This is a genomic window from Thermoactinomyces daqus (assembly GCF_000763315.1).
Taxonomy (GTDB): domain Bacteria; phylum Bacillota; class Bacilli; order Thermoactinomycetales; family Thermoactinomycetaceae; genus Thermoactinomyces_A; species Thermoactinomyces_A daqus.
The window spans coordinates 22407-35675 of sequence record NZ_JPST01000029.1 but is presented as its reverse complement, the minus strand read 5'-3'; the positions used below and the strand labels follow the sequence as shown (position 1 = coordinate 35675).

Below are 13269 nucleotides of genomic sequence, written 5' to 3'. Positions count from 1 at the left end.
TCTTTAGTTTTCAAGGAACACGTTTTTTATCAATCGCTTATCGCGACGGAATTTAATGCTATCACATCTCGCATCATATGTCAATAGTTTTTTAGAAACGAGATTGATAATTTCCTCTTCGCAAAAGCGACGTAAACTACTATATCACCCGGAGAGCGCTGCGTCAAATGAAAATATTTCCAAAATCTGCTGATGGATTTTCTTCCCGATAAAGCAAAATAACAGCCATTCCTCCATCACTCTGATCCGCCTTCCTGCTGTCCGCATACCAAGTATAGATGAATAAGATCTTGTCTCGGAATGATTTTCCTTTTCTTGGTGCATCCTATGATCGAAATATTCCACACAGGGAGTGGACCTGATGCACGCATCTTTCTGGTCTCTTTTGCCTTTTCTGATTGTAATCCCGCTGGCGATGTGGACACGCCAGGTACTGATCGGCCTGATGGCGGGCCTGCTCGTCGGAGCCTACATGAAAAAATTCACCTGGCTCGGGGGTATTGAAGTGGCAATCCACTATCTGGTCAAGGAAGTCACTTCGCCCGGCAATCTTCGCCTCCTTCTCTTTATGTACGGCTTTGGCGCCTTTATCGGACTGGTTCGCGTTACGGGGGGAGTATCAGGGTTCGCGCAGTGGATGAATCGCCGTATCAAATCGGCCCGCAGCGCTTTCGGGCTGACCTGGCTCTCCTCACTGGCCACCTTTATGGCTCCCGACTTTCGCATCATCACCGTCGGCCCCGTGATGAAAGAAGTATTTCAACGATTGAAAATCTCCGGTTCCAAAGTGGCCTTCATCATCGATGCCACCTCAACTCCCTTAATCGCCCTGATTCCGATCGGAACGGCGTTCGTCGGGTACATGGTCGGGCTGATCGCCGATTCGGCCCATCATCAGGGGTTCAGCCTCACCCCTTATCAGGTTTTGCTGCAAAGCATTCCTTTCAACTTCTTCTCTATCCTGATGCTGGTCTATACCCTTTATCTCACTTTTTTCAAAGGAAAATCCGAGGAAAAAGGAGCTGTTGATCCCAATGATTGCCCTCCCGGCATTCGCACTCCTTTCCGCACCTCGCCCCAGGTCGGTTATTTTAAAGATTTGTGCAAGCAGGACAAAGCGTTGGCCGGGAAAAAAAATACCGGCGCCAGCAGTGAACACGAACCTGACAGCGACTTTCCCGATCCGGTGGAAATCGTTTCAGAATCAGCCGCGCCCAAGGCAATTCATCTGATCGTCCCCCTCTGTCTGCTGTTGGGATTCACCTTTTTTCTCACCTGGTGGGACGGTTATACGAAAACCCCCTCTTTCTGGGAGGCACTCACTAAAGCCGATGCGGGCAAAGCGATGCTGGAAGCTGTCTTCATCACGCTGATTCTCTCCTTTATCTGGTACGGGATTCACCGGCAGCCGATCCAGCGACTCCTCTTCGGATTTTTGCAAGGGGGCAATGAGATGATGGGCGTAAACGTGCTGCTCGCTCTCGTCTGGGCCTTGACAGCTGTCTCGACGGATCTGGGTTTTATCACCTATACGAAAAACCTGATCGAACACCTGGTTCCGTCCCTGTGGTTGGCTCCTGTCCTGTTTCTGGTGGGCTGTGTCATCTCCTATATCGTCGGATCCAGCTTTGGAGCGTGGGCAATCCTGATGCCTCTGGGTTTTTCGCTGGCTGCCGGCACCCATACCCCGATCCCGCTCATCACCGGGGCCGTTTTTGCCAGCGGCAGCTTCGGCGGATTTGCCTCTCCCCTGAGTGACAATACCGTCGCCATGGCCACGGTCATGAAGCTGCCCTTGATGAAATATGCGCATCAAAAACTGATTGCCTCCCTGATCGTCGGAATCGCCAGCGCCATTTTGTATGCGGTGATCGGCTGGGTGATGAGCAGGTGAAGGCACGAAAAAAGCAGGAATCAAATGACCCCGGTCACAATAAGGGGGTCATTTTCCGTGGCAACGAAAAAGATTGAAAAGATCTATTAGACCGGGGTGAATGGCATCTTCTCTCACGGCGGTATTCCGACACTTCCGTATCCAAGACAACAGACCTGGGCCCAAGAGTGGACAGACAACCGGGTAATATTTGCCGATCTTGCCCGGAAAGGCTTCAAAAGAGTCCATTTGCACAGCAGTCGCACAACAAATTGAATCCCATCTTCATTAATTAATAGGGATAATGAAATTTCTTTTTGATTTCTTCCGAGTAATCCGGATAGCGATTTTCCCGCAATACCTTTTCGTATTCCTGGGATGTTCCGATAAACAGTACATCGCAAGCAGGAAGATGATCTAATCCCTGAGTGAAAAAATCTTGAACATATAAGGCATTTGGATCTTTAGCCCGGGGATCTTCTTTCAGCAAAAGTTCGGTTCGGTGCCCATGCTGATCAACAAAATAGGTTTCCAAGTGTGCCGGTTGATCCGGCAACGGTGTGTAAACCATTCCGTTTGGAGGAACGTTGATCATATATTTGTTCCAAAATTCTTTCGGGGGTTCTTTGGCGTCGGGAATGTCCATATATACTTGAACCCAACCGTGATAGTTCTTCGGTACGAGAAAAACATAGGTTGGAATTGAAAAAAAAGACCATGCAACGTAAAGCAAAAGAGCCATGACTAATAACAACAGCAATCCGGCAGGATACTTCCATGTCCGCACGGTTATTCCCCCATTCATCCCAAAAAGAGGATACCATTCTTGATGCGCTGAGTCGGATGCCGCTTTCACCATGGAATTTTTCCGGGATCCAACCCGCTTCACCGGCCCCGGGCAAAACCCGCAAATCGAACAGAGCCGACAATCGGCCTGACCGGACGGAAAAAGAATGTCCGGACTCCGTCAGAACAGCTGTAGCCAAAGACTTTCTGACGGACCGGATAACAGCGGGAACTTGTTCCTTCAACTATTTAAAAAACGCTCAATGCAAGTCAGCTGTTCTTCTGTATTCAGCGCCGGGGCGTGACCCAGTCCGGGAATGGTAACCAATTGACAGCCGGGTCCGCTCTTGCGCATTGCCTCAGCTGTCTCAACCGGCAAAATATCCGACCGTTCCCCTCTGATCAACAGAACTTTCGCTTTTACCGCGTTCCATTGCTCCCACAGCAACAAGTCTTCCGGATGGGCAAACTGGTGAACAATCTGCGGATCATAATCCGGAGTGAATTTGCCATTGTCTTTGCGGCGGGCCGAAGTTTCCGTAAAATGAAGCCATTCCTCCTCACTGTTGATGCCAAAGTCTCGGTAAGTGGAACGATAATAATCCATAAGCTCCGTCATTGTTCGGAACTCGGGCGGATTGGCCGTATAGGCAAGAATGCGTTGAACCCCTTCCGCAAGTTCGCCGTTCGGCTGTTTCTCCGCCGGGCCGGCACCAATATCATTCAGCACAAGGTGCGTAATCCGGTTTCGCAGGATCGAACCGGCCAAGCGGATTCCGATCGCCCCGCCCATGGAAGTGCCAACCCACCGCATTTCCTCAATTCCCAAAGCATCGACCAAAGCGGCAACCAAACGCTCATAACGCCCAAAACAGTAATCCTTGGCAGGATCCGCACTCCATTCGCTCCGTCCGCGTCCGATCATGTCGGGGCAAATCACATGAAAGGATTTTGCCAGTCGGGCGGCCAGGGTATCAAAATCCCTGCCGTTTCTGGTCAGTCCGTGCCAGCACAACACCGCCGGCTTTGCCGCATCACCCCACTCATAAATGTGAAGTTGCACACCGTCGACTTCCAGGTATCGGGACATTCCGGCCCTCATCATAACCCCTCCTGTTTTCTCCTGTTGTCATGGTCAACAATCCAGCACATCAACACGAAAATTCCGAAAAATCGAGTCTTGTTTTTGCCTTCATCACAAGTATACCATTCATCTGGAGCCACAGGCCGGCCGACGGAAAAAACCCTGCTCCTTTTGCAATGCGGCAGGGTTTTCTTTCGACGCATTCACCGGACCGGGCATCATCCGCCGATCCCGGGTTTTGCTTTCGTTCCAAAACGCACTATCACATAACACAAAACAATCAAAGCAAACATCATCGCCCCGATGATTTCAAAATCCACTTCAAACGAAGGAACAAAAAAGATAATCGCTTCGTAACAAGCCACACCGTACGCCAGCACCACAATTATCCATCCCATGATTCGCGATGCCGCTTTTCCCAGTTTCCCCGACTGCTCCAGCATGCGGCAGGTGATAAATGAATCAATGGTATCGGTGAGCATCATCCCTGCCATAAAGGTAAGCCCCAACATTGCCGGCATCCACCGGCTTGCGTGGCTGGCAGCTATCGCCCAGACAGAGGTCTGGCTGACCGTATCCGCAGCAAGGGCAAAGATGGCTCCAATAATGACAATATGAATGGGATTGGAGGTTTCCCGGGCGAAGCGAGGAATGAATCTCCCCCTGATTCCTCCCAACTTGTATTCTTCTTCCGTGCGGATGAGAAGGTTCCGGATATTCAACGTCCCGATCAGCAGCAGTGAAAGAACGGACACCCATGTCACCAGGGTATCAAAATAGTCCGGGAACTTGAAATTTCGGCTGAATGCAGAAAGGACGACAGCAACACTCGCCACCACCGTTCCGTGTCCAAATGAAAACAGCGTGCCCACCCAGCGTGTCACCTTGCTCTTTTTGCGCCAATTATACCGGACCAACCCATCAATGCAGGCCAAATGGTCAGCATCCAAACCATGACGCAACCCCAGCACGAACACGAACAGAATCAGCGAAAAAACCTCCATACCACCATTCCCTTCTTCATGTCGTGTATTTGAATTGCATAAGATCGGGTACATCGACATTACGAATCCGCGGATTCCAGCTTCATGATTTCCTTCACTTTTTGCATGTCTATGTGTTCACGAATCCACCCGGCAAGAGAGGCATAAACCGCTTCCCGGATCTCCCGCCTGTTTCTCCCGCTTTCTTCTTTTTTGGGCAAACCTTTTTTCAAGCGGAGATGATTGATCCAATGACGGAGAAAGGAAGGATTATCAAACAGGCCGTGCAGATAGCTTCCCCATACCTCCCCCTCCCCGGATACAGCACCGTCCAGGCGTCCGTCCGCCAGCCTGAAAAGAGGAGAGGTGCCGGCAGCCAATATGGTTCGGCCCAAATGAATTTCATACCCTTCGACAAGCTCCGAACCACCCCAGGAGGCAAGGGGCCTCCCGACAGCTCTTACCGTTTGCTTGCCGGGAACGAAGCGGGTCTCCATCGCGAGCAGTCCCAAACCATCCTGTTCAGTTTGGCTTGATTCGACTCCTTCGGGATCAGTCAACTTTCGTCCGAGCATTTGATATCCGCCGCAAATGCCGACCACTGAACTGCCCCGCTCTTTTAATCGGAGGATTTCCCCGGCCAATCCCGTCACTTTCAGCCAGGCGAGATCTTCCATCGTGTTCTTTGTGCCGGGCAGGATGATGACATCGGGATTTCCCAGCTCGTCGACCGATTTTACATAACGAACGGCGAGATCGTCCTGATCCATCAACGGAAGAAAATCAGTGAAGTTGGAAATGCGCGGGAGCCGGATGACCGCCACGTCCAGGTCTGCTCCCTGTTTGTTTCCTTTTAAGGCCAATGCCCCCAGCGACATCGAATCTTCGGGATCAACATCGATTTCGACATAGGGGAGAATGCCCAGCACCGGAATTCCCGTCCGGTTTTCCAGCCATTTGATTCCCGGCTCAAGCAATGCTTTGCTGCCCCGGAATTTGTTGATAATCAATCCTTTTACCCGCGCCCGTTCCTCCGGTTCGAGCAGTTCCAGCGTTCCCACGATCGAGGCGAACACTCCGCCGCGGTCGATGTCCGCCACCAGCAGAACGGGGGCATCCGCCATTTGCGCAATTCTCATATTGGCAATATCGCGGTCTTTCAGATTAATCTCCGCCGGGCTGCCTGCCCCTTCGATCACAAGCACTTCATATTTTCGCGATAACCGTTTCAGGGACTCCGAAGCCGCGGTGAGGAGTTGGCCGAGCAGCGGTCCGCGATACGAGCCGGCGGCGACATCGGCAAAATGGCGGCCGTGCACAATCACTTCCGAGACCAGATCCCCTTTCGGTTTCAGGAGAATCGGGTTCATATCGACATTTGCTTCAATGCCGCACGCTTCCGCCTGAACGCCCTGAGCCCGCCCGATTTCTCCCCCGTCCGACGTCACATAGGAGTTAAGGGCCATATTTTGCGATTTAAACGGGGCAACCCGGAAACCTTCTTCATGAAAATAGCGGCAAAAAGCCGTGCATAACACACTTTTCCCTACATCTGAAGCTGTTCCTTGCAACATGATCGCCTTCATGGTTCCGCTTCCTTTTCAAAATTCGATTCCGCGCACCGCCGGGATTCCTTCATGATAATAATGTTTGACCGCCTCCACTCTGGAGACGAGATCAGCGGCTTCCATCACCTTTTCATGCGCATTTCGCCCGGTTAAAACGAGATGCAGGTGCGGAGGGCGGTTTTGAATCAGGTTGAGCACTTCCGCCATCGGCAAAACATCGTCGATGGGAAAGGATTTGATGGCAAGCGCGTTGTTAATCTCATCGAGTATGACCAGATCGTAATCTCCGCTCATTACCCTTTCTTTGCTGATCTTCCATGCACGGGCCAGCGCCTCCCGGTGTTCTTCCGGGGTTTTGGTCCAGGTGAAACCGATCCCCAGCTGGCAGATCTCCACTCCCAGACGCTCCAGCGCGATTTTCTCGCCATACGTCCGTTCCGGTGATTTGATAAATTGCAGAATCAGCACTTTCATCCCCCGGCCGGCTGCCCTTAACGCCAGCCCGAGAGCCGCCGTCGTCTTTCCTTTGCCTTCACCTGTGTAAACCAGTGTGAGCCCGCGCCGTCCACTGTCCTGTTTTCCGGCTGTCTCCCTTTTGTCCAGGTTGCTCATGTGTCAGCCCTCCTGCTCAGTCGGTATTGTTGGCATGCGGAAATGAAGCGCGGCACCATCTCCGGATGGGATGCAAAATGAAGATGGGTATAGCCGGCCAGCAGATTTTCCCGCACATACCCTTCCCGGTGTTTTCCCCTGCGCCCGCTCGTTTGGTAAGCCGGCGGGTAATGGTCCGACTGTGCCGTCAGCTCAGAATAATGAAATTCATGGCCACGCGCTTTTTCGCCCCGCTTCAGCAACAGATTGTCGCTTAACGCCTCCACTTCCCGGTAGCCGAGCGCCGCCAGCCGGTCTTTCATCCGGACGGCAGCCGGAATCACCCCGACCATCGGATGAGCGTTTCCTTCCCAGTCGATGATAGCCTCAGTCAGGTACATATACCCGCCGCATTCGGCAAACGTCGGCAGGCCTGCGGCGATTTTCCTACGAAAGGAATCCTTCACTTTGCCGTTGCCCGATAATTCCCGGACAAACTCTTCGGGAAAGCCTCCCCCGATATACAGACCGTCCACTTCCTCCGGCACGATTTCTCCGCGAAGAGGGCTGAAAAAACGCAGGCAAGCGCCATGATGCGTCAGCAGTTCCAGATTTTCCGGGTAGTAAAAATTAAAAGCCGCATCCTTGGCCACCGCGATGGTGACAGGTTCTTCTTCCCCAGATGACGCGGGCGCAAAAATTCGCTTTTCCGGCGTTTCCAGCTGCGGGGCTGCACTGGCCAGCGATTCCAGCCGATCCAAATCAATCCCTTTTTCCACGAGCTCCGCCAAGCGGGCAAACAGCGGGGCGATTTCTCCCCGCTCAATCGCCGGAATTAAACCGAGATGACGTTCCGGAATGTCGATCGACGGATCGCGGGAGAGCCAGCCGACCACAGGAATCCCGCATTCTTGTTCAATCGCCGCCTGAACCAGGCGAAAATGTCCTTCGCTGCCTGCCCTGTTGACAATCACTCCGGCAATCGGCACGGCCGGATTCAGAAGCTGATACCCTTTCACCACGGCCGCCGCACTGCGCGCCATGCTGTGAACGTTTACGATGAGTATGACCGGGCTTTGCAGCATCATGGCGATTTCAGCCGTACTCCCCCTGTCACTGCGCGGATCTTTTCCATCATATAACCCCATGACTCCTTCAATGATGGAGATGTCAGCCCCCCGGCTCCCGCGGAAAAAAATTTCCCGCATGCCCTCCGGCTCCATCATCCAGGTATCCAGATTGCGGGAAGGACGGCCGGTAACGGCAGTGTGATAGCTGGGGTCGATGTAATCGGGGCCTGCTTTAAACCCTTGCACTTGCAGCCCGCGTTTTTTGAATGCGGCCATCAAGCCGAGCGTAATGGTCGTCTTGCCCACGCCGCTGCCGGTTCCGGCAATCACGATCCTCGGTCTCGCTTCACTCATTGTTCTCCCTCCCTGCGCGGGGATGTGGGACAAGGGCAACGGACAGGGTCACATTTCCTGATTTTTTCTTGGGCAAGAGCCAATCTTCCGCCCCCGAAGACAACAGGGCTGCCGGTTCGCTCACGCCATAAGCCCCCGTATAGCGATATACCGTTTCCGAAGGATTGGGCAGCGAAACGGTGTTCAGTTCTTCAGGAGAATATACATCCATCCGCCAGCCGTATTTTCGGCACAAAGCGAGGAGGCCGGGCTCGTCCTTTTTCAAGTCGATGGTGGCAATATTACGGACACTTTTAATGGAGAGTTTCAGTTCAGCAAGCGTCTCCGTCACGGTCTGTTCGATCTCCTCCAGCGTGGTGCCCCGATTGCAGCCAATTCCGAGCACCAGCACTTTCGGACGGTAAAGAACCCCGTTTTGCAGAAAGCGTTTCTCTTCATCCGGGCTCAACAAACGATGCGTTACCACGAGGGCGGCATCAAATTCCTGTTCCTCCGCCTCGCAGGCAGAAGCCACCACCTGAATATGGCCGGGCAGGGGTTTGTCATAGGCCCACCAGTCCGGTTCGCCCGACTCCTGAATGACAATCACCCTCTCCTCGTTTACCACCGCCGCACTTACGGGTGTCGCCCGTTCAAAACTTTCGATTTCCCAGCCAAATTGACAGCCGAACAAGTCGACGGGGATTGTTTGCTGCACATCGGAAGCGGTCGTGATCACCGGCCGCGCGTCCAGAATGGAAGCCACACGCCGGGTCAGTTGATTGGCCCCGCCGAGATGGCCGGACAGCACGCTGATCACATGCTCCCCACGGTCATCGACCACCACCACGGCCGGGTCGGTTTTCTTGTCTTTGAGCAAGGGAGCGATCATGCGCACCACCGCGCCGAGAGATATCAGGATGATCAAGCCGTTGTACCGCCGGAACAAATCAGGAAGGATCAACCGCACCGACCCGGTAAAGAGGGTAATACCCAGCGCCTCCTCATCCCCGCGGGCAAATTTGTCCATATAGTACAGATCGGAACCCGGAAGCTGGCGGACAAGGCGGCGGGCTATTTCGACACCGTGCTTGGTTATGGCAACCACTGCATACATCCGGTTCATGAAGCATTCCCTCCTTTGCGATAGCCGTGAGTAAAGGAAGGATCATACAGCTTGGAACGGTATGCTTCGCTTTGTTCATAGAGATCGGGGTCGAGCGCCCATCCGGCCAGAATCATGGCGTGGCTGCGAATGCCGGCTTTACGCATCTCTTCATCCAGATGCTTCAGGGTGGAACGGACGATTTTCTGCTCGGGCCAGGTCGCTTTTTGCACCACAGCGACAGGCGTATCCTCGGACCATCCCGCTTCCAGCAGCTCGTTTACCACCTTTTTGGTCAACGTGGCACTTAAAAACAAGGCAATCGTAGTCTGATGGGCTGCCAATTCCCGCAGTTTTTCCTTTTCCGGCACCGGTGTTCTGCCTTCGGCGCGGGTGAGAATGAGCGTCTGCGTCAGTTTGGGAATCGTCAGTTCCGCTCCCAAGACGGCGGCAGCGGCAAACACGGAACTGACGCCCGGGATGATTTCAACAGGAATCTTTTCTTTTTTTAACATGGCCATCTGTTCAAAAATGGCTCCATAAACGGCCGGGTCACCGGTATGGACGCGGGCGACGCTTTTTCCTCCGCGGACATGGGCAACCATGAGTCCGACAATTTGCTGCAAATCCATCCCTGAACTTTTCAACACCAAAGCATCCGGGCGGGCCCGGGCAATCAGCTCCTCACTGACGAGTGAATCGGTGTACAGGATCACGTCGGCATTTTGCAGAACCTGCTGCCCCTTGACCGTGATCAGATCCGGATCTCCGGGACCTGCTCCCACGATGTAGACTTTTGCTTCCAATCGCTTCATTTTCTCACCACCATCAGTGTCAGATATCCCGGCTTCTGCCCTTTCAGTTCGGCCACGTTCTTCCAGACCATTTCCTGATCGGAAGTCACCTTGGAAACGACCATCGCCTTGTCTGAGAGATTTAATTCTTCCAAAAGGTCAATAATCAGATCCAGCACTTTTGCCACTTTGAGAAAGACAACCGCATCATGTTCGGTGAGCGCTTTTCTCATCGCCTGCCGGTCTTCCGTTGCCGGAACGATGGCGATTTGCTCATCGCCGTCCGCCAGAGGCAAATTTAAACGGGAAGCAGCACCGTTGATCGATGAAATGCCCGGAACGGAAGAAATCGCCACCTGTGGGTGCAATTCCTGCATCCGCCGGCTCATATGAATAAACGTGCTGTACAGCAGCGGATCTCCTTCGGTGACAAATGCCACGTTTTTTCCTTGCGACAGCCTTTGCCAGACTGCTTCGACAGTTCGCTCCCATTCCCGTTCCAACTGTTCCCGGTCCCTCGTCATGGGGAAAACAAGCCCGAGCATCTCCTTTTCCAGCGGATTGATATACGTCTCGGCAATGGACAACGCATAGCTTTTTTCGCCCATCCGCTTCTTTGGATAAGCAATGACCGGGGATTCTTTTAACACGCGATAAGCTTTTACCGTGATCAATTCCGGATCGCCCGGCCCCATGCCGATTCCGATCAGTTGTCCGATCATGCCCGTCCCTCCCCTGTGGTGTGATCTCTTTCGCCGACAATGACATTGATCGGATTCATCCCTTCAAAGCGGGTCATCTGCAGGATTGGCCTGCTCCTGGCTGTTTGCAGCAAAGTGATTCTCACGGAAAATCCTTGCGCTGCCAGCGTTTCCCGTGTTTGTGCCAATGTTTCCACCGTGGCGGCGTTGACGACAATTCGGCCGCCGGACTTGAGGCGCAAACAGCAAACCCGGAGCAGCTCGCACAGCTCACCACCGCTTCCGCCAATAAATACCGCATCCGGGTCAGGCAATGAGTCCAGACCTTCCGGGGCTTTGGCATGAATCACGGTGAAATCGGCACGGAATTTCCTGCGGTTGGCTTCAATGTTGGCAAGATCCGCTTCATTTTTTTCAATGGCAAACACTTCTCCAAACGGGGCCAGTTTGGCCGCTTCCACAGAAACCGAGCCGGACCCCGCACCGATATCCCAAACCGTGCTGTCCTTCTGCAAGCGTAATTCTGCCAGGCTGAGCACGCGCACTTCTTTTTTGGTGATCAATCCTTTTTCCGGCTTCCGCTGAAAAAACTCCCCATCCTCGATCCCCAAACTCCATCGCGGAACTGGCACCTCTTTTTTTCGCTTGAGAACGACAATGTTGAGCGGGGAGAACTCGGCATCCACCAGTTCGTCCAATTCCCACCAGCCGCATCTTTCTTCCGGGCCACCCAGATTCTCGGCCACAAACGCCCGGTACTCGGTCATTCCGAACTGCAACAGATAACGGGCGATCTCCCCCGGAGAATGGACTTCATCCGTAAGCAGAGCCACCTTTTCCTGCCCGTCAATCCGCTGGGCCAGTCCCTTCATCGGCCGCCCGTGCACACTTTCGATCCGGACTTGCTGCCAGCTATCCCCCATGCGGGCAAAGGCCAGCTGAAGCGAACTGGGATGGGGATGAATCACCACCCGTTCCAGTCCCAGCTTGCGCACGATCAAGCTGGCAATCCCGTAAAAAAGAGGATCTCCCGAAGCCAGGACGACGACATCGTGCTGACGGCTTTCACGTTCCAACTGCTCCAAAACCGGGCCGAGCCCCCCTTTGATCAGGATCCGCCTGCCCGGATGATCCGGAAAAAAGGAGAGCTGCCGTTCTCCGCCCGCCAACACGTCCGCCTGTTCAATCCACTTCTTGACGCGGGAAGACAATCCGTTTTGCCCGTCATCGCCGATGCCAATCACCTTCATCTTTTTCGCCACTCATTTCCGCCCTCCCTAACTCTGCACCTTTCATCTTGACTAAAATGGTTTCAATCCGGATGCCGCCTTCAACCTGCAAAAGACACTGCCGGCATATCTGTTCGCAAAGCAGCGTAAAAAAGCGGTCATGCCCTGCCTCTTCCATCAGCTGCCCGGCATGGGTGGCATTGTTCGCCTCCCGGACTTGCGCAGCCAAAGCGGGGGGAGCGCCGGCTTTTTCCGCGATGCGGGCCAAAAAGTCGAAGTCGACGGGCGCGCTCTTGGAATGAACCATCATCACGCCTTGCGCCACTTTGGAGAACTTGCCCATCATCCCCACCAGCGTCACTTTCGAGACGCCGGCCCGCTTTGCGTGTTTCAAGGCAAACCCGACAAAGTCCCCCATCTGGATAAAAGCCTCCTCGCGAAGCTCCGGGTACATTTTCATCGCCGCCTTTTCACTGCTGCCCCCGGTCGTCAGCACCAAATGCCGGCAACCGTTCGCTCTGGCCACCTGGATTGCCTGGGCGACGCTGGCCCGATAAGCTGCAGTGGAGAACGGAACCACGATGCCCCGCGTCCCCAGGATCGAAATGCCACCCACAATCCCCAGCCTTTCGTTCAGCGTCTTTTTGGCAATCTCTTCTCCATCCGGCACGGAGATCTTTACCTGAACACCGCGCTTGATGGCAAAGGATGAAAGCACTTCTCTCACTGTTTCACGAATCATTTTCCGCGGAACCGGATTGATGGCCGCTTCGCCCACGGGCACGGGCAGCCCCGGTTTGGTCACCCGGCCCACTCCCGGTCCGCCATCGAGCCGGATTCCCGGTTCTTCACTCCAAGTCACGGTGGAAACAATACGTGCTCCATGCGTGGCATCAGGATCATCACCAGCATCCTTAATCACGCTGCATTCTGCCTCCCCTTCCCGCAGTTGCGCCTGATCGACCGAAAAAGACGCCATTTGGCCGACCGGAAGCACAATCTCCACCTCATGGACGGCCTGTCCGGTGATCAGGGAAAGCAGGGCCGCTTTTGTGGCGGCAGCAGCGCAAGCTCCCGTCGTATAGCCATGTCGCAATTCTTTTCGTTCTTGCTCTTCCGCCTGCTTTTTCATTGCGAAACTCCTTAACTGAT

The 13269-nt window shown here is 53.8% G+C and carries 12 protein-coding genes; 1 reads left to right on the top strand and 11 read right to left on the bottom strand.

Features of this window, described 5'->3' with window-relative positions; translation table 11 throughout:
- Window positions 1-361: 361 nt before the first annotated feature.
- Entirely contained in the window at window positions 362-1894 is a 1533-nt protein-coding gene (locus JG50_RS0112870; RefSeq protein WP_033101529.1) for a Na+/H+ antiporter NhaC family protein, read from the top strand.
- Window positions 1895-2165: 271 nt separating this feature from the next.
- Here the strand turns inward: JG50_RS0112870 and JG50_RS0112865 are convergent, their stop codons facing one another.
- The 11 genes from JG50_RS0112865 to JG50_RS0112815 all read right to left on the bottom strand — a co-directional run bounded on the left by JG50_RS0112865 (window position 2166) and on the right by JG50_RS0112815 (window position 13249).
- Window positions 2166-2660 carry a DUF6843 domain-containing protein gene (locus JG50_RS0112865; RefSeq protein WP_152568579.1) on the bottom strand — a complete coding sequence of 165 codons (495 nt, stop codon included), beginning with the start codon at window positions 2658-2660 and terminating at the stop codon, window positions 2166-2168.
- Window positions 2661-2900: 240 nt separating this feature from the next.
- A complete protein-coding gene (locus JG50_RS0112860; RefSeq protein WP_033101527.1) occupies window positions 2901-3761 on the bottom strand; it encodes an alpha/beta fold hydrolase in 861 nt (286 codons plus the stop codon).
- Between the two features lie 200 nt (window positions 3762-3961).
- Window positions 3962-4747 carry a HoxN/HupN/NixA family nickel/cobalt transporter gene (locus JG50_RS0112855; protein WP_033101526.1) on the bottom strand — a complete coding sequence of 262 codons (786 nt, stop codon included), beginning with the start codon at window positions 4745-4747 and terminating at the stop codon, window positions 3962-3964.
- A 59-nt stretch (window positions 4748-4806) separates the two neighbouring features.
- Entirely contained in the window at window positions 4807-6312 is a 1506-nt protein-coding gene (locus JG50_RS0112850; RefSeq protein WP_033101525.1) for a cobyric acid synthase, read from the bottom strand.
- A gap of 15 nt (window positions 6313-6327) precedes the next feature.
- On the bottom strand, window positions 6328-6906 hold the full coding sequence (cobO, locus tag JG50_RS0112845) for a cob(I)yrinic acid a,c-diamide adenosyltransferase (RefSeq protein WP_033101524.1): 579 nt from the start codon (window positions 6904-6906) through the stop codon (window positions 6328-6330).
- Window positions 6903-8309 carry a cobyrinate a,c-diamide synthase gene (locus JG50_RS0112840; protein WP_033101523.1) on the bottom strand — a complete coding sequence of 469 codons (1407 nt, stop codon included), beginning with the start codon at window positions 8307-8309 and terminating at the stop codon, window positions 6903-6905. Before JG50_RS0112840 ends, cobO begins: the two co-directional genes overlap by 4 nt.
- Window positions 8302-9414, bottom strand: a complete 1113-nt coding sequence (locus tag JG50_RS0112835) for a cobalt-precorrin 5A hydrolase (RefSeq protein ID WP_181735444.1) — start codon at window positions 9412-9414, stop codon at window positions 8302-8304. Before JG50_RS0112835 ends, JG50_RS0112840 begins: the two co-directional genes overlap by 8 nt.
- Window positions 9411-10208: a precorrin-4 C(11)-methyltransferase gene (cobM, locus tag JG50_RS0112830; RefSeq protein WP_033101522.1), complete on the bottom strand. Its 798-nt coding sequence runs from the start codon at window positions 10206-10208 to the stop codon at window positions 9411-9413. Before cobM ends, JG50_RS0112835 begins: the two co-directional genes overlap by 4 nt.
- On the bottom strand, window positions 10205-10909 hold the full coding sequence (cobI, locus tag JG50_RS0112825; protein WP_033101521.1) for a precorrin-2 C(20)-methyltransferase: 705 nt from the start codon (window positions 10907-10909) through the stop codon (window positions 10205-10207). Before cobI ends, cobM begins: the two co-directional genes overlap by 4 nt.
- Window positions 10906-12150, bottom strand: coding sequence for a bifunctional cobalt-precorrin-7 (C(5))-methyltransferase/cobalt-precorrin-6B (C(15))-methyltransferase (locus tag JG50_RS0112820; protein WP_033101520.1), 1245 nt, complete (start codon window positions 12148-12150; stop codon window positions 10906-10908). Before JG50_RS0112820 ends, cobI begins: the two co-directional genes overlap by 4 nt.
- On the bottom strand, window positions 12113-13249 hold the full coding sequence (locus JG50_RS0112815) for a cobalt-precorrin-5B (C(1))-methyltransferase (protein WP_033101519.1): 1137 nt from the start codon (window positions 13247-13249) through the stop codon (window positions 12113-12115). Before JG50_RS0112815 ends, JG50_RS0112820 begins: the two co-directional genes overlap by 38 nt.
- Window positions 13250-13269 lie beyond the last annotated feature (20 nt).